The sequence below is a fragment of the Bacillus sp. FSL R9-9834 genome (assembly GCF_038006905.1).
Lineage (GTDB): Bacteria > Bacillota > Bacilli > Bacillales > Bacillaceae_G > Bacillus_A > Bacillus_A pacificus.
This window is the reverse complement of sequence record NZ_JBBOWD010000001.1, coordinates 4,606,331-4,623,342: the sequence shown is the minus strand read 5'-3', so window position 1 is coordinate 4,623,342 and position 17,012 is coordinate 4,606,331. Positions and strand designations below refer to the sequence as shown.

Sequence of the window (17,012 nt, the reverse complement as noted above, 5' to 3'; positions counted from 1 at the left end):
AGGCGGGAGGGAGATATATAAGTTATGTCAAAAAATATTTTAATTGTGGAAGATGAAGATATATTACGTGAAATATTAAAAGATTATTTTTTAAGTGAGCAGTATATAGTGTTTGAAGCAAGAGACGGGAAAGAAGCTTTAGTTGTATTTGAGGAAGAAGAGGTTGATTTAGTTATTTTAGATATTATGTTGCCGGAACTCGATGGGTGGTCCGTTTGCCGAAGAATCCGTAAAACATCCGAGGTTCCTATCATTATGTTGACGGCACGTGTAGATGAAGATGATACGTTACTTGGATTTGAACTTGGGGCGGACGACTATGTGACGAAGCCATATAGCCCACCAATTTTATTAGCAAGAGCAAAAAGGTTGTTAGAGAGTAGAAAAGTGACAAAGCAACTTTTAGAGAATGAAGATGATACATTATCGATTCATGGTATCCATGTCCATTTTCCGTCGCGTACTGTTATGGTAGATAAAACAGATATTAATTTAACACATACAGAATTTGAAATATTAGCGTACTTTATGAAAAACCAAGGGATCGTTTTAACAAGAGAGCAACTCATTTCAAGAATTTGGGGATATGAATTTGCTGGTGATGACCGAACCGTTAATAGCCATATTCGTAATTTAAGAAATAAATTAGGAGAGAAAGCAAAGTACATTACAACTGTAGTACGAACAGGTTATAAATTTGAGGGGAATGTATGAGAAAAGGGATTGTACTAAAATTATTTATCCTCACAACAGCATTATGTATGTTAATTTTAGCGACGATATTTATTGGACAAACGATATTTTTTAAACAATATTATGCGAATAGAAAAGTGGAAGATATTAAATTGAATTTAAATTCCTTCGAAAAAAATTATTTGAACTATGCAGGAAGTGTAGAAGGAATTCAGAAGCTGGAGCAAGACTTTTTAAGAGAAAATAATACGTGGATTACGACATTAGATCAGAACGGGAATTTAAAACATGCAGATGATTTTTATTTTGAGGTAACGATAAATCGTTGGCAACAAAAGAGATTTGGACAACAAATATTCAAAATTCCCCTATACAATCTCGTCAATATAGAGGAGATTGATAATAAACCATCAAATCAGTTTTTAGGCCAAGAAATTTATTTTTCTGGAGTGAAAAAAGAAGATCGTTTTATTCCATTTTCTTTCTCTCTATCTAAGGAGAATTTAAATGGATTGAATAAACCGTTAGAAAAAGCATTTAAGGAGAAGATGAAAGCAGTTGGGGAACAAGTTGGTAAAGAAAAGAGGCCGGCCGTTCAGGAACCAGCTGCTCAAGAACTAGATGCTATCATAGGCGGACGTATTACGAAAGTACAATTCCCTGATGTAAAAGGACCCATAAATCCAATTTATAAAAACACTTTATTTTTGGATAGTATAAAAGAATTTCAAACAGATGTAGTATTAAAAGAGAGTAATCAAATCGAATATTCAACAAAGACAATGGACTATGAAAAAAATGATATAAAATATAAATTATTAATGAAACCAATAAAAGAAAAAGATGGATCGGTAACTTATATATATGCGATGGCTTCTTTACAGCCTGTAGATGAAGCTGTACAAATGGTGCAAGATTACTACATTTACATCATTGCATTTGTAGTTGTTCTTATTTTTCTAGCGTCATTCTATTATTCAAAACAAATTGCAAAGCCGCTATTAAAAATAAATGATACAACGAAGAAAATAGCACATTTAGATTTCACAGAACAAATACCGATTACTTCAAAAGATGAAATTGGTGATTTATCAAAAAATATTAATGTATTATCAAATAAACTCCATTCCCATATTGGACAGCTAGAACAAGATATTGAAAAGGAAAGAAAATTAGAAAATACGCGGAAAGAATTCATTTCTGGTGTTTCGCATGAACTAAAAACACCGCTCAGTATTATGAAAAGCTGTATTTCTATTTTAAAAGATGGAGTAGCTGAGCATAAAAAAGAATACTATTTTGGGGCGATGGAACGAGAAGTAGATAAAATGGATACGTTAATTTTGGATATGCTGGAGTTAGCTAAATTTGAGTCAGGCACATATAAAATGAAAAAGGATCCATTTTATATCGATACAGTAATGGATGATATATGTGAACACCTTTCTGTAGAAATAGAGAAAAAAGAACTTCATGTTCATAAAAATATAGGTCCATTTGAAGTAGTCGCAAATCAAGGCCGCATTGAACAAGTCATCGTGAACTTCATTACGAATGCAATACGTTATACATCAAATAAAGAAGATATTATTATTTCTACAATAGATGAAAAAGATCGTATAAAAGTATGCATTGAAAATAAAGGTACTCACATTGAAGAAGAGCAATTAGATAAAATTTGGGATCGTTTTTATCGCGTGGATGCAGCTCGTCAGCGTTCACAAGGTGGGACGGGGCTTGGACTTGCCATTTCAAAGAATATTTTAGAACTACATGATGCTGAATATGGGGCAGAAAATACAGAAGATGGTGTGTTATTTTACTTTTATTTACCGAAAAAAGTGTAGACAATATGATCTACGCTTTTTTTAATTATTTTCATATAATCTTTACCTAATCTTTATTTTTAAACGATATAATCTGGTTAGAAAATGAGGTTATGTAAGGAGTCGATGAACCGTGCATAGCAATTGGCTAAGTATAATGGTATTTATTTTCTTTTGTGCATTTATTGTATTTTTAATTGATATTACGATATGAAAAAAGAGCGCTCATTAAGCGCCCTTTTTGTTTGCATTTAGTTGATAAGCACTGATGCTCTTAAATAAGCGTGGTGAAGTAAGGAATAAAAAGATAAGTAAAACGGTACATAGAATATAGGAACCAATCATTGTACTACCATTTACGATTAATGAATATAGCACAGCTGATTGACCTTTCGGTGCATATTGTCCCCAGAAAATAATACCAGCAATAAAGTGGCAGAAATAGCGAGCAAAGCTACCGATAAATGTAGCAAGGATAATATAAGCAAGGACTTTCTTACCTTCGTTTTGTTTTGATGAAGGTTTGTCTTTACGGCTACCTAAACTGGGTTGTTCTAAGTTATTTTCATTAGACGTTAAAAGTGCTTTTTGAATTGGACGATAGAATAAGCCAGCAAATCCGATAAAAGCAAAGGCAATGAAGTACTCAATGAATGCTTGAACAGGTGTTAAAATGTAAGCATCTCCCACGACAATTTGTAATAGTCCCCAAACTAAACCACCTAAGAAAGCCGATTTAAAGCCCCAGCGGTATGCAATAATAAAAATAGGAATCATAGCAAATGAAATGGAACCGCCTGTTGGAAGTTTGATTGATAATGGTAAAATGTCGATGACCAAGGCGAAGGCTGCAAGAATAGCAGATTCGATCATCGCTTGTAAATTGGTGTTACGCATGTTGTCTCCCCCTAAATCCAAGTTGTACAAAAAAGAATAGATATCATAGGAGGATACGAAATACGTAAATAAAAAGAGGTATGTATTTCGGACGTTTGCACAATCCCTGCGTTAGCATTAACTAACAGGTTCGAAGGGTCGGAACGAAGTGTTCCCTCTCAGCGGCATGGCTCCCCCTGTGATAACGAGATTCTTTATTTGCTACTGTTTATTGTAAGTGAAATGGATGAGAATGGCAAATGAATCTGTTATGACAATGATTGAAATAGAATTGTAGTGAAATGTTAATAAATATGAAGCAAAAGGGTATAGTACAAGAGAAATTGGGTGTGGTATAATTTTTTTGAAAATAATTATCATTCTCTTCTGAGGGGGAAGGTTATGAGCTTAGTAGATATTAAAATTGGCGAGAAAGTGTTAGTAAAAAGTATTCAGTCTTTAGATCAGCTATTAAAGCGTAGACTAGCTGCTTTTGGTCTTTCTGAAGGAAGCGAACTTCGTATGAAGCAGAAAGCGATGTTCAAAGGTCCTTGTACATTGGAGTGTCGTGGACAGTTAATTAGTATTCGTCATTGTGACGCGAAAATGATAAAGGTGGAATTAGCGTGAATAAGGTAGCTTTGCTAGGGAATCCGAATACAGGGAAAACATCATTATTTAATGCACTTACTGGTTCTTATGAATATGTAGGAAACTGGAGCGGTGTAACAGTAGAAAAGAAGGTTGGTAAATTAAAAGATAAGCAAGGAACATTAATTGATTTACCAGGTGTGTATGATTTAAATCCAGTTTCACGTGATGAAGGTGTTGTAACCAAATTTCTATTAACAGAAGAATTTCATCATATGTTAAATATTGTGGATTCTTCGCAGTTTGAACGAAATATGCATTTAACGTTGCAATTACTTGAATTTGGTAAGCCCGTTTCAATTGGTTTAAATATGATTGATGTGGCGAAGCAAAGAGGAATTGTCATTGATGTAAAACGATTATCAGAACTATTAGGTGTAACAGTCGTTCCTGTCGTTGCAAGAAGTGGAAAAGGCTGTGAAGAATTACTTGCGACTCTTAAAGAAAATGACAAAAACGAGAAAAAGCCATTCATTATTTCATATGGTGTACGAATGGATGAAGGAATTGGAGAAGTAATTTCTCTTTTAGAGAAAGCGAATTATGAGCATCCAAGATGGTTAGCCCTTCAATTTCTAAGTAATAACGAAGTAGTAGAAAAAGAAATGAAAGCATTACCAATCTATAAGGAACTCATAGCCATTCGATCTCGCTTAGAAGAAAAACTTGATTGTACGTTGGAAGAGCATATTTACAAAACTCGTGAAGCGTATATTGAAAAGTTAAAAACAAATGTTATGAAGCATGAGAAAGAAGGAAAAATTCCTTTTTCAGAAAAAATTGATAGATTAATTACACATAAAATTTTAGGACTTCCAATCTTTTTAGCAGTTATGTTTTTTATTTTTCAGGTTACGTTTACGTGGATTGGGACACCTTTATCGGATATGTTAGATGAGTTTTTTGGTGGACAGCTTACGGGTTGGGTGACAGCTGGGCTTACAAGTGTTGGAGCTTCTGATTTTATTCAAGCACTCGTTACAGAAGGTATTATTGCTGGTGTTGGTGCCGTATTAGTATTCGTTCCACAAATCTTTGCACTATTCTTTTTCATTTCATTATTAGAAGACTCAGGATATATGGCGCGAATTGCAGTTGTTATGGATCGAATTATGGAGTTCTTCGGTTTAAACGGAAAAGCGTTCATTCCGATGATTATCGGTTTTGGATGTAATGTTCCAGGTATTATGGCAGCGAGAACGATTGAACAAGAAAAAGAACGTTTACTTACAGTTCTTGTAACACCGTTTATGTCTTGTTCGGCACGTTTACCTGTATATGCATTATTTGCGGGTGTATTCTTCCCTCATAGTCAGGCAACTGTTGTGTTCTCCTTATATGTTGCAGGTATTGTCCTTGCGTTATTAGTTACAAAAATTATGTCTCTTACCATTTTAAAAGCGGAAAAATCTATTTTCGTTATTGAACTACCTCCTTACCGCGTGCCACAAGCGAAAACATTATGGTTAAGTACGTGGGAGAAAGGGAAGGGATTTGTTCGCAAAGCAGGTACATTTATCTTCGGTGGTTCTGTTGTCATTTGGCTATTAAATTATGCAGGTCCATCAGGATTTGGTGTTGATATGGGAGACAGTTTCTTAGCAATGATTGGTGGATTTATCGCACCACTATTTGCACCGCTTGGCTTTGGAACGTGGCAAGCTGCAGCATCCCTTTTAACAGGATTTTTAGCGAAGGAAGTGGTCGTTTCTACAATGGCCATTATTTATGCGGTGAAAGAAGATGTGCTTGGAAATGTAATGGGAGCACATTATACAGCATTATCAGCTTATGCATTTATGTTCTTTATTTTATTATATGTTCCGTGTTTAGCGACAGTAGCTGTTATTAAACGTGAAACAGGATCAGCGAAGTGGACGATTTTCTCTGTCGTGTATCCACTCGTTGTTGCTTATGTATTAACGTTCATTATATACCAAGTTGGATCCTTACTCGGATTCTAGAAGGAGATGTATTGTGATGATGGTCAATATTATAATTGGAGCTATCATTTTTGGTTATGCAGCATACACGTTAGTTCATTTTGTAAAGAGAAGTAAAAAAGGAAAATGCGCGGCATGTTCTTTAAATAAGTCATGTCAGTCGAATACTTGTAGTCCGGATATGGAGCAAATTGCTCATAAATAGAAGAAAGCTTTGCGAATGTCGCAAAGCTTTTTTTATTACTTTTTAATTTTTACAAGTTGAGAAGCTTCTACACCATTTTTTCCAGGGAATTCTTTACTTGGATCTTTATCGAATTTTAATACCCCAACAGATTTTTCATCACCTTTTACATTACTGTAAGTTGCGTCATCAACAATTGCATACATATCTGTGTATGCACGGCCACTTCCGATAATTGTGTTGCCTTCATATTTTAATTTTGCCCCATCAAGTGTAGCATTTTCTACTTTTTCTTTAGCAAATAATACACCTTGCTCTGCTGTTACAGCCGGTAATTTATCGAGTGGTTTCGTGTCGTCTTTTTCATCAACTTTGCTAAGTAACTCTTTTTTCACTAGTTCTTCACCAGTTTTCTTATCCATGACAAGAACTTTTTTGCCATCTAATGTTGTCATTTTCATTTTATAGAAGTCTTTTTCTTTCACTTCTTTTTTATTTTTATCCGTAATTTGCTGAACTTGTTCTTCTGATCCGTATAGTACAAAGCCGTTTGCTTTCTCTCCTAATAAAGAACAACCTGATAATGCTCCGAATGAAATTGCTGCTGCTAATCCGATTCCTACTAATTTTTTCATGATGATTTCTCCTTTTATATGTTTTATAGTCAATACAATTTTTGTATTAGTCTTGAAATGATGAGAAGCTTGTTTGTCGCTTCTGGTATTAGTGTATAAGAAATAGGGAGACGTAACTATCGAGTTAGCTTACAGTAACATTACAATAATGTAATTTAGTGAAAGTACATAAAAATGAGTCAATTTTGAAGAGAATTAATGAGAATATATTAGGAATACAATGTTTTGTAGGTAATGTCATATTATATTGGCTGTATTTTGGAAATAACATGTAAGGACATATTAGTTTTGTTATAATAAACACATAGGCTGTAAAAATGAATATTCTTTACTGTAAAGGGAGATTCTTAAGGTTTCCAAGTAGTGAATTTGAAATATGAGGTATATCATAGGAGGAATTTAGATGTCTGTATTTAAACGATTAAGAGATTTAACAATGTCGAATGTATATTCATTAATTGAAAAAGCGGAAGATCCAGTTAAGATGACGGATCAATATTTACGCGATATGCAAGCGGATGTACAAGAAGCTGAGAAAAGTGTAGCAGCTCAAATTGCGCTTGAGAAGAAATTCAAAATATTATTTGAAGAGCAAGAAGCACTTGTGAAAAAACGTGAAGAGCAAGCTCATATGGCTGTTCAAGCTAACAACTTAGATCTTGCGCGCCGTGCATTAGAAGAAAAACAAAATGCAGAGCAAAAGATGAATGAGTATAAAGCAAGCTATGAGCAAAATAAAGTTGCTGCTGATAATCTTCGCCTGAAGCTAGAAGAGATGCGTAAGCAATTAACTGAGCTGAAAAATAAACGTGAGACACTTGTAGCACGTGTAAATGCGGCGAAAGCACAAAAGAATATTAATCAGGCGATGTCTGGATTTGATTCAAACTCAGCGAAAGCTGGTTTAAGCCGTATGGAAGAGAAAGCTCTTCAATTAGAGGCTGAAGCAGAAGCAAGCGGTGAAGTGTACAAAAAAGAAAAATCATTAGATGATGAATTCGCAAGCTTAAACAAAAATTCTGCTGTTGACGATGAATTAGCTCGTATTATGAAGCAGTATGAGAAATAATATAGAATAGAGACAAATGAACCGACATGTCTAAATAAATTCATGTCGGTTTTCTATTACTTTTTAGAGGAGGTTTTGCAATGACATGGACAAATGTATTAGCCATGCTTGTATGGACTGGAGCGAGTGCAGTACTTTTATTTGCAATTATGTGGGTTGATTCGATTTTTACAAAATACAATGATTTAAAAGAAATAAAAAATGGGAATACAGCTGTAACAACTCGTTTCGTTATGAAATTATTCGCACAAGGGTACATTTTATCTCAATCGATAACGAAAGCAAATGACTTATGGCAAGCGCTACTTGCATCAGCAGTTTCTTTCGTTATTTTATTAGTGGTAGAAATGTTTATCGAATTTGTGTTAAAGAAAATGGCTGGTTTAGATTTAGAAGAAGGTACGAAAGAAGGCAGTGTTGCGCACGCGATGTTGGCCGGATCATTACATATTGTTGGTGCACTTATTTTAGGTGCTTGTTTATAAAGAGAGAAGGAGGGATAGCTTATGAGTTTATTTAAACGAATTAAAAATATAATGAAAAGCCCAGAACCGCCGAAACCAGAGAAAAGTTTGTTAACGTTAGCTCCTGGCGATATGGTTGAAGTTTCATTAGTCATGTATGAATTAATTGGGAAAACGAGTATGCATTCTCGTAAAGAAATTGTTTTAACACTGCAAGACGGGAAAGATATTCGTTATTTAAAAATTGAAGATCGTGAAAATACGTATTACAAATTATATACACCAATTGATGGTCGTTTAGATTCGATTGATGAAATTCCGACGACAATTGAAATGGATGATACAGAGTACCATATGGAAGAGCAATATAACGGACGTGTTGTTGTGATGGGGAAAACACCATTCTCAGCTTCAGAAGAACAGTATGTATGGGAATTCCAATCGGATAATCGAAAATTATTACGTATTGAATGGCAAAATGGTCGCACAATGATGTATGAGGGAGAAGCAATTATTCCTGCTGATGTACAAATTATAAGAGCAACGTAAGGGGGCGTAATCATGTCAAACCGATTGTTTACCATGATTAAATCGTTCGTGATCCCTATACTTGCTATCGTTACATTACTTGTTGTTGCTGGATATGCCTTATCAGGTTGTCAGGGCGGGCAGACAAAGTCGATTCAAGACCGTTATCCGTTTGAATCTGTCGCAAAGGAAGGTAAACAAGAATCTTACGTGTATAGGGCCGCCAATCGGTCAGTTCCTGAAGTCGCAAAGGAACTCATGAATGAAAGAGAACCGAAGCAAGCATCTAAAGAAGACGAAAATCAAATGTTCCTCGTTTATTCTGATAAGATTTATAATCTGCAAAAGGATAAAGAGAAGCCATCTGATACGTTAATTGAAATAAGTAATAAAGAGTTTGTCCGTCAAAATTACCAACCGTCCTTCCTGCAAGGATATATTATGGGTAGTATATTAAATGATATATTCGGTTCGCGAAAATCATCGTACGGTGATTATCGCGGATATAATGACCGACAAAATCATAAACCAGTTATTCCAGAGAGACCGCCTACGAAAGAAGAAAAGAAAACCCCGCCTCCAATTACGAAGGAAGGGAAAGGATCTATCATTAAGCGTGGCGATAATGTAGATTCAAAATCTTCTGTAGGAGATACAGGAAGTATTACGAAAAAAGGAAGCAGCACGCCTCCGCCTTCTACTGGAAGCAAAGGGAAAATAACGAAAACACCAGGTGGTTCGAGCGGATCAGATGTGAAGCCGAAATCATCTATTAAAACGCCGCCAAGGAATACATCTCCTCCGAAAACGAGGGTCGGTGGTTCAGGAAAGATTACGAAGAGAAGATAGTAGAGAGACTGAAAAGTGGAATTTGCTTTTCGGTCTTTTTTGTGGGAATTAATTCCTTATAGCTGGTACAATGAATTTATAAGGAGGAGATTATTATGACTATGTATAAAAGATTTAGTGTAATTATGTTCCTCGTCTTATTCTTAAGTTTATTCATTAGCACAACGATGAAATTTCACTTTGTAGTAGGTATTCTATGGATACTATGTACATGTACTCTTTTTCTGTATGTTCCGCTTCGTTTCCAACAAGAAGTGCCAGCCTTTCAAAAATACGTGGCATGGATTAAAAGTGGAGGAAGATGGGGGGAGTAAAAATATATCAGCGATTATTGGAATATATCGACTTACCGAAAAAAACTGACAACAATAACAGAAGAGGGTGTGCCAACATATTGGCACACCCTCTTCTTTCATAATGATTAATGAATATCACGTTTCTTAAAGTTACCGCCTTTTACTTCTGCTACGTCATAAACTGTAATAAAGGCGTGTGGATCGATTTCATTAATAAGTTCTTTCATTTTACTTTCTTCTAAACGGTTAATTACACAAGAGATTTCTTTGAATTTCTCTTTAGAATAACCACCGTATACTTCGTTATATGTTGCACTTCGGCCTAAGCGATCGCGAATGGTTTCTACCATCAATTCAGGCTCTTTCGTAATGATTTTAAATGCTTTCGAACCACTTAAACCAACTTCAACGATATGAATCACTTTCGAAGCAATAAAGTAAGCAATTGCTGAAAGGATAGCTCCTTGAAGACCGAATACTGTTGATACGAAAATAAATACGAACATGTTTAAGAATAGAATAAGGTCACTCGTTCCAAATGGTAACTTACGAGAAAGCAATACAGCTAGCATATCGATTCCATCTAATGCCCCGCCATTACGCAATGCTAGTCCCATACCGAAACCGATGATAATACCACCAACAACTGTAACTAATAATGTATCGCCTTCAATAATAGCTGGTATATCATGCATGACAACGGTACCTATTGCTAATGAAGCAATTCCGATAATGGAATAAATCGCAAAGCTTTTACCGATTTGCTTATATCCTAACCAAACGAAAGGAATGTTAATAATTGCGATTAGAGCTCCTAATGGCAATCCAAATAATGTTGAACTAACGATACTTAAACCAGTTACACCACCGTCTGATACGTTATTTGGAATTAATACTGCTTCTAATCCGTACGCTGTGATAAATGCCCCAATAATAATCATCAAAGCTTTAGAAGCAATTCTTAGCTTATTGGGCTTGTTTTTGATAATTTTCTCCATGTAATTTCCTCGTTTCAAACTAGTTTCTTGTTTGTTACATCATTCACACCTAAATTTTATTTTAACATTTAATTTGAAAAAATTCTCCTTTAATGGATGTATGCAGGGAATATTATGACCATATTAACTTTAAAATATTTTTGAAATGAGTATAAGAAATCCCATCCTTTCAAAGGATGGGATGCTATTAAGAAATGATAAAACTAAGCACGGTTAGGAATAAAGCGAAGCCTAAAATAGTTCCACATATTTTCATATGGCGTTTACGTCCCATCACGACAATCGCAACATACTCACGAATCATTGCATTAGGCCAGTAATAAAATGCAGTTTTTGATCCGATTCCTTGGCTATTAAGACCTGCTTGTCTTGCATATATACCAGCGCGGAATAGGTGGAAGTTGTTCGTTGTAAAGATACTATTATACTTACCTTCAGGCTTTAAAGAATCCATAATTTCTTTAGAGAACAACATATTTTGATATGTGTTTACAGAGCGATTTTCTTGCACTGTATGTTCAAGCGGAATTCCTTTTTCAACAGCGTACTTTTGCATCGCTTCTGCTTCAGGAAGACCTTCATCTGGACCTTGTCCACCAGAGAAAATAATTGTTGGTGGCGTATTTAAAGCGGCTTGTTTCCAGTAAAAGTCGATTGCTTTATGAATACGACTTGCAAGTAAAGGCGGTACTTTATCATTAATTAAGCCGCTACCAAGAACGATAATGAAATCTTGATTACGTCTTGGTCTGTTGAATTGGTATAAAAAATACGCGCTTAAGAAGTTAGATAAGTGTATAAAGAAATATACTGTTATAAGAGAAATACCAGCGAAAATAGGCTGGAAATGTGATGAGAACAAACTTGCTGGACTTATAATAGGCAATAGCATAAAGAATAATATCCCAAAAGCAGCAAGGAGTGTTAAACAGTTAGTGAAACGTCGTCCTTCTCGCTTCATTAAAATTCTAGCATTCAGAAACAGCCCAAACATTAAGGCAATAATACCGAAAGGAAGCATAATGAGAAGTGCTAAAATAGGTAAAATTATAATATAGCGTAAGACATCACTACTTGAATTCACAGATATAATCACACAAAAAAGAAGGAAAAAACAGATAAAGGTATTAAATAAAAACCCATTTATTATTTTTCGCGGATCCTTTAAGTAAGAGATAAGAAAAATAATAAACAGTATAAGAGGGATAATTCCGAAATACAGCATAAATATAGTACACCTCGACTTGTATAAGAATTTGACATACCTTTTATATTACATGATTTTATAATTGGAAATGAAAGAAAAAGGATTTTGAATTTTCTCAATAAAATATATGGATACATATGTTACAATGTATGTAAAGCGATATATTAAAAGTAAAATGGTTGAAGAGGCACTCTATGGAGTGTCTTTTCTTTTTTGTATGTAATTATGCATATTATATTTATTTTCAAGTGAAGAGGATTAAAATATAAGTGGTAGACATACTTTATAAAGCAGAATTTAATACAAACATTTCCCTCTACTTTTTGTATCTAACAATCGTATAACAATAAATAATTCTGTTTTATAGTGTCTGTTTATGGAAGGTGTCTTCTTTGAAGGCCCTTTTTTTATTTAGTATAGAATGTTTTTACTGTTTGCATAGTGGAAACTATCTATACTAAACATTAGCAATCTTCCGTATAAACATTATCAATTTACTATATATTCCAGTGGTGTTAACCTACATATGAAAGGCTTTCTTTTTCAAAATATTACCCCTAATAAATTTTTGAAGAAGTCAACTGTCTCCAAAATTGCCATTCATGCTTAGCAAAAAAGAATCCTGCAGGATTCTTTTTTGTGTTCGACAGAATATGGAAAAATACATTAACGTTTTGCTAATTGCAAAGAAGCAAACGATGCGGGATATTATGACATTACAAGAGATAGTCCATATTACGGTAAGCATTTAGACCGTGATGGCGATGGAATTGCTTGTGAGAAAAAGAAAAAAGGTAAATAAGAAAAAGCACTCAAATTGAGTGCTTTTTCTTATGGAAACATGCTATTTTTTTAGGCACTTTTCATAAAATGAAAGTAAGGAAATGAAAGTAGGTGACAAAATGCCGTCAGTTGTGGAAGGCGTTATTATTGAAAACTGCAATGGAACGATTAATTTAGGAGATAAATATAACGTGCAGCCGATTGAAAAAACGAAAGCGTATAATGGATCAGGATCATCGAATACAGGAATGAAAGTACAAACATTTAGTGGTATTAGTACAGCAGATGTAGGGGATAGCGACGTGAATGATCAAGGAATACAGTTTACTTTATAGAGAAATATGTAAAATTGCATAAAATGATGAACTTGTCCTGTGCTACAATCTAGCTGTGAGCTGTTAATGATTCTTCTGTATTATAGTTGTTAGATTAGAAATATAACATCTTATCGAAAATCATACGTATAAAAAAGACACTTCAAACGAAGTGTCTTTTTTCATTTTAGTGATACCCTTTAGCAGAGTCTTTATGAATTTTATTTTTAAAGATACTGTAGCTCCAAAGTTGATAGCCAATAACAATTGGTACCATAACCATTGCAACGAAGAACATAATTTTTAAGTTTAATTGACTACCAGCTGCGTTGTATAACGTTGTACTATAAGCATCATTAATACGAGATGGTAACATTCTTGGGAACATACCCGCAAAGCCAGTTGTCATAAACATTGCGATTGTTAAGCAAACGAATGTGAATGCAAGACCAATTTTATGTTTGTACACCATAATTAGTGCGAGTACACTCATTAACATTGCAAGTACTGGAAGAATGAATAGTACTGGATATTCTGTGAAGTTTTGGAATAAATTTGTACGATTTGCAGTTGCTACATAGAAAATAGCTAAAATGATAGCAGCTGCCATTGAAAATGGTCTAGCGATTTTATAAGCACGGTCAGATACTTCACCAGTCGTTTTAATCATAACCCAAAGTGCACCAGATACGACGAATATAGCAGTGAAGAACAGACCTCCTAAAATACCGTAATGATTTAGTAAGCTAAGTAAATTTCCTTCATAGCCATTTTTTCCGATTTGTAGCCCGTAATAAAGATTAGCAAATGTAACACCGAATAGGAAAGCAATTAAGAAACTACCAATTGCAAATGCCCATTTACAAGTTTTTTGCCAAATTGGTGAATCATCTTTATGCATGAACTCAAGTCCAGCAGCACGAGCAAATAGTGCAAGTAATACTAAGAATAACGGTGTATATAAATAACTAAACATATTTGCGTATGTGACTGGGAAGGCAGCAAATGTTGCGCCACCAGCTGTAATTAACCACACTTCATTACCGCCCCAGAACGGGCCAATTGCTTCTTGTAATTGATTTCGTTCTTGTCGGTCTTTCGTAACGAAAGGAAAAATCATTCCGTTACCAAGTGCATATCCATCAAGAATAAAGTAAACTGTCCAAATCACGCCCCATAAACCAAACCAGATAATCGCAAGCATATCATGAGACATGAGCTGCACCTCCCTCAGTAGCAGGTTCCTCTAATGCTGCTGGTCCTTTTTTTGCAAACTTCAGCATTAAGTATACGTCTGCGATTAAAAGTAAAGTGTAGAACAAGATTAAACTAATTAATGAGAACCAAATTTGCGGGACAGATATAGGTGATACAGATTCTGCGGTACGCATTAGTTTATATACTGTCCATGGTTGACGACCTACTTCGGCAACAATCCAACCAGCATTAATTGCGATATATGGTAGTAAAACAGACCATATTGTAATTTTTAAGTAACGTTTTGAGTTTTCTAGTTTTCCTTTTCGGTTTAAGTAGAAACCGTACCAAGTTAATGCCATAAAGAACATACCAAGTGCAACCATTAAGCGGAAGCTATAGTACACGAGGTTAACATTTGGACGATCTTCTTTTGGAATATCTTTTAAACCAACAATTTCCCCATCAAATGAATTTGTATAGAAGAAGCTTCCTAACTTTGGAATCGTTAAGAATTCAAAGTTCTTTTCGTTTTTGACATCAGGAATTTGCACAATTGAGAAGCCTTGTCCTTTTCCAGTTTCCCAAACAGCTTCCATTGCAGCACCTTTAGCAGGTTGATATTTAGCCGCTGATACACCAGATTGATGTCCCATAAACGGTGTAATTGTTGCGGCGAATAAGCCTAACATTAAGCCAAACTTAAATGATTTTTTGAAGAATTCAACTTCATTTTTACGTAATAAGTGATAGGCACTAATTGCCATGACGAAGAAAGCACCAACAATATAACAACCAACTACAGTATGGAAGAACATATTCCAAGCGTATGGATTCGTAACGAGTGCCCAGAAATCATTTAATTCAGCGCGGCCGTTACGTACGACGTAGCCAACAGGGTTTTGCATAAAGCCGTTTGCTGTAATAATCCAAAGGGCCGAAATATTTGTTCCAAGTGCAACCATCCACATACAGAAGGCACGGAACTTTGGTGAAATTTTGTCTTTACCGAATAACCATATTCCCATGAAAGTAGATTCTAAGAAGAAGGCAACGAGTGCTTCGATTGCGAGAGGTGATCCGAAAATATCTCCCATATATTTGGAGTACTCAGACCAGTTTGTTCCAAATTGGAATTCCATCGTAATCCCGGTTATAATCCCCATTACGAAGTTAATTGTAAATAATTTACCCCAGAAATTTGCCATTTTGCGGTATGTTGGATTCAATGTGCGGGCGTATTGAGTCTCCATACACGCTACTAAAATCACAAGTCCGATTGTCAAAGGTACAAATAAAAAATGATAAAAAACAGTAATTGCAAATTGAAAACGACTCAGTAACAGAACGTCGGACATAATAAATATTCACTCCTTTTTTACATTATCTACAATCAGTTTATAGTGAAAATGCGTTTAAAGTATGTGAGACTTGTTACAAAGCTGTGTGTATATTTTGAAAGAATTATGTCGATTATCTGAAAATATCTTATTTTTACTATAAAGCGATATCCTTTTTGAGTTTTTCATATTTTGGTACACTATTTATGTAGTGTAAATGAGAGAAAAGAGGGTTCCTTACTATGAAGTCATTAGAAGAGATTTTGCAATACAATGAGAAATTTGTTGAAGAGAAAAAGTATGAAGAGTTTGTAGCGGGGAAATTTCCAAACAAAAAGATGGTAATTATTTCTTGTATGGATACAAGACTTGTTGAACTATTGCCGAAAGCGATGAATATGCGTAACGGCGATGTGAAAATTATTAAAGTAGCAGGCGCTGTTATTTCACATCCATTTGGAAGTATTATGCGTAGTATTTTAGTCGCTGTATATGAGCTTGGCGCTGATGAAGTATGTGTAGTTGGTCACCATGATTGTGGTATGGCAAAAATTCAAGCAAGCAGTACGATTGAGAAAATGAAAGAACGCGGTATAACAGAAGAGAAATTAGATATGCTTCGTTATTCTGGAATCGATTTAGAACAATTCTTGCGCGGTTTCTCTAGTGTGGAAGAAAGTGTAGAACATAGCGTATCAGTACTTCGCAACCACCCATTACTTCCGGAAGAAGTACCTGTTCACGGTCTTGTTATCGATCCTGATACAGGAAAATTAGATTTAGTTGTGAATGGTTACGAAAATTAAGAATGTACTTTGTCATCCTTTTTATCTGGGACAGGATCAAATCCTCCTGGATGGAAAGGGTGACATTTTAATATACGCTTACAAGTAAGCCAAAAACCTTTGAATGCGCCATGCTTTTGAAACGCCTCTAATCCGTAATGAGAACAAGTTGGATAAAAGCGGCAAGTTGGTGGTGTCATCGGAGAAATGAACTTTTGATAAAAGCGTATAATACCAATAAAAATCTGTTTCATAACGATCTCCTTTTCAGCATATTCTTAAAGTATTATAGCACGACTGTACATAATACTTTACTAATGTGCATTTCCGTTATATCATATTGGATATAATGGAATTAAATTAAAAGCGGGAGA

At 34.9% G+C, this 17,012-nt stretch carries 19 protein-coding genes, 1 pseudogene and 1 riboswitch; of the genes and pseudogenes, 13 read left to right on the top strand and 7 right to left on the bottom strand.

The features are described 5' to 3' along the window. Positions 1-24: 24 nt before the first annotated feature. The gene (locus MKY00_RS24260; RefSeq protein ID WP_000041839.1) at positions 25-714 is read left to right on the top strand and encodes a response regulator transcription factor; all 690 of its coding nucleotides are present in this window, start codon (positions 25-27) and stop codon (positions 712-714) included. Next, on the top strand, positions 711-2,540 hold the full coding sequence (locus MKY00_RS24255) for a sensor histidine kinase (protein ID WP_016718750.1): 1,830 nt from the start codon (positions 711-713) through the stop codon (positions 2,538-2,540). Before MKY00_RS24260 ends, MKY00_RS24255 begins: the two co-directional genes overlap by 4 nt. Before the next feature lie 207 nt (positions 2,541-2,747). Here MKY00_RS24255 and thiT read toward each other — a convergent pair whose 3' ends face one another. Continuing rightward, positions 2,748-3,416: an energy-coupled thiamine transporter ThiT gene (thiT, locus tag MKY00_RS24250; protein WP_016718749.1), complete on the bottom strand. Its 669-nt coding sequence runs from the start codon at positions 3,414-3,416 to the stop codon at positions 2,748-2,750. An 85-nt stretch (positions 3,417-3,501) separates the two neighbouring features. Beyond that, positions 3,502-3,603, bottom strand: a riboswitch (TPP riboswitch). A gap of 194 nt (positions 3,604-3,797) precedes the next feature. On the opposite strand from thiT, the gene MKY00_RS24245 reads away from it, so the two are divergent. From MKY00_RS24245 to MKY00_RS24235, 3 genes are read left to right on the top strand one after another with little or no spacing between them, the layout of a single operon-like run. Next, the gene (locus tag MKY00_RS24245) at positions 3,798-4,025 is read left to right on the top strand and encodes a FeoA family protein (RefSeq protein ID WP_000060514.1); all 228 of its coding nucleotides are present in this window, start codon (positions 3,798-3,800) and stop codon (positions 4,023-4,025) included. Next, positions 4,022-6,010 (top strand): ferrous iron transport protein B, encoded by a 1,989-nt coding sequence (feoB, locus tag MKY00_RS24240; protein ID WP_016718748.1) that lies wholly within the window; start codon positions 4,022-4,024, stop codon positions 6,008-6,010. The genes MKY00_RS24245 and feoB overlap by 4 nt, the downstream gene beginning before the upstream one ends. 16 nt (positions 6,011-6,026) lie before the next feature. Continuing rightward, positions 6,027-6,194, top strand: a complete 168-nt coding sequence (locus MKY00_RS24235) for a FeoB-associated Cys-rich membrane protein (protein ID WP_000989581.1) — start codon at positions 6,027-6,029, stop codon at positions 6,192-6,194. A gap of 35 nt (positions 6,195-6,229) precedes the next feature. On the opposite strand, the gene MKY00_RS24230 is transcribed toward MKY00_RS24235, so the two are convergent. Beyond that, positions 6,230-6,808, bottom strand: a complete 579-nt coding sequence (locus tag MKY00_RS24230) for a lipoprotein BA_5634 family protein (protein ID WP_000737465.1) — start codon at positions 6,806-6,808, stop codon at positions 6,230-6,232. A gap of 403 nt (positions 6,809-7,211) precedes the next feature. On the opposite strand from MKY00_RS24230, the gene MKY00_RS24225 reads away from it, so the two are divergent. The 5 genes from MKY00_RS24225 to MKY00_RS24205 all read left to right on the top strand — a co-directional run bounded on the left by MKY00_RS24225 (position 7,212) and on the right by MKY00_RS24205 (position 10,032). Then, positions 7,212-7,877, top strand: a complete 666-nt coding sequence (locus MKY00_RS24225) for a PspA/IM30 family protein (protein ID WP_000110282.1) — start codon at positions 7,212-7,214, stop codon at positions 7,875-7,877. 80 nt (positions 7,878-7,957) lie between these two features. Then, a complete protein-coding gene (locus MKY00_RS24220; protein ID WP_000220322.1) occupies positions 7,958-8,362 on the top strand; it encodes a DUF350 domain-containing protein in 405 nt (134 codons plus the stop codon). Positions 8,363-8,383: 21 nt separating this feature from the next. Further along, positions 8,384-8,890, top strand: coding sequence for a DUF4178 domain-containing protein (locus MKY00_RS24215; protein ID WP_000051759.1), 507 nt, complete (start codon positions 8,384-8,386; stop codon positions 8,888-8,890). Between the two features lie 12 nt (positions 8,891-8,902). Next, positions 8,903-9,718: a DUF4247 domain-containing protein gene (locus MKY00_RS24210; protein ID WP_016718747.1), complete on the top strand. Its 816-nt coding sequence runs from the start codon at positions 8,903-8,905 to the stop codon at positions 9,716-9,718. A 95-nt stretch (positions 9,719-9,813) separates the two neighbouring features. Next, positions 9,814-10,032 carry a hypothetical protein gene (locus MKY00_RS24205; RefSeq protein ID WP_000180098.1) on the top strand — a complete coding sequence of 73 codons (219 nt, stop codon included), beginning with the start codon at positions 9,814-9,816 and terminating at the stop codon, positions 10,030-10,032. Positions 10,033-10,139: 107 nt separating this feature from the next. Here MKY00_RS24205 and MKY00_RS24200 read toward each other — a convergent pair whose 3' ends face one another. Continuing rightward, positions 10,140-11,012 carry a YitT family protein gene (locus MKY00_RS24200; protein ID WP_016718746.1) on the bottom strand — a complete coding sequence of 291 codons (873 nt, stop codon included), beginning with the start codon at positions 11,010-11,012 and terminating at the stop codon, positions 10,140-10,142. A gap of 187 nt (positions 11,013-11,199) precedes the next feature. Continuing rightward, positions 11,200-12,237 carry a YdcF family protein gene (locus tag MKY00_RS24195; RefSeq protein WP_016718745.1) on the bottom strand — a complete coding sequence of 346 codons (1,038 nt, stop codon included), beginning with the start codon at positions 12,235-12,237 and terminating at the stop codon, positions 11,200-11,202. Positions 12,238-12,889: 652 nt separating this feature from the next. Here MKY00_RS24195 and MKY00_RS24190 point away from each other — a divergent pair. Both MKY00_RS24190 and MKY00_RS24185 read left to right on the top strand, forming a co-directional pair. Beyond that, positions 12,890-13,021 (top strand): annotated as a pseudogene (locus MKY00_RS24190) (excalibur calcium-binding domain-containing protein); the annotation flags it as partial. An 82-nt stretch (positions 13,022-13,103) separates the two neighbouring features. Further along, entirely contained in the window at positions 13,104-13,337 is a 234-nt protein-coding gene (locus MKY00_RS24185; RefSeq protein ID WP_011040784.1) for a spore germination protein, read from the top strand. Between the two features lie 166 nt (positions 13,338-13,503). On the opposite strand, the gene cydB is transcribed toward MKY00_RS24185, so the two are convergent. Next, positions 13,504-14,532, bottom strand: coding sequence for a cytochrome d ubiquinol oxidase subunit II (gene cydB / locus MKY00_RS24180; protein ID WP_000017662.1), 1,029 nt, complete (start codon positions 14,530-14,532; stop codon positions 13,504-13,506). Next, a complete protein-coding gene (cydA, locus tag MKY00_RS24175) occupies positions 14,522-15,871 on the bottom strand; it encodes a cytochrome ubiquinol oxidase subunit I (RefSeq protein ID WP_001286198.1) in 1,350 nt (449 codons plus the stop codon). The genes cydB and cydA overlap by 11 nt, the downstream gene beginning before the upstream one ends. 224 nt (positions 15,872-16,095) lie before the next feature. Between cydA and MKY00_RS24170 the strand changes: the two genes are divergently transcribed. Beyond that, positions 16,096-16,659: a beta-class carbonic anhydrase gene (locus tag MKY00_RS24170; protein ID WP_000838160.1), complete on the top strand. Its 564-nt coding sequence runs from the start codon at positions 16,096-16,098 to the stop codon at positions 16,657-16,659. Here the strand turns inward: MKY00_RS24170 and yidD are convergent. After that, positions 16,656-16,892 (bottom strand): membrane protein insertion efficiency factor YidD, encoded by a 237-nt coding sequence (gene yidD, locus MKY00_RS24165; protein WP_000809329.1) that lies wholly within the window; start codon positions 16,890-16,892, stop codon positions 16,656-16,658. The two genes, MKY00_RS24170 and yidD, sit on opposite strands and share 4 nt — an antisense overlap. Between the last annotated feature and the right edge of the window lie 120 nt (positions 16,893-17,012).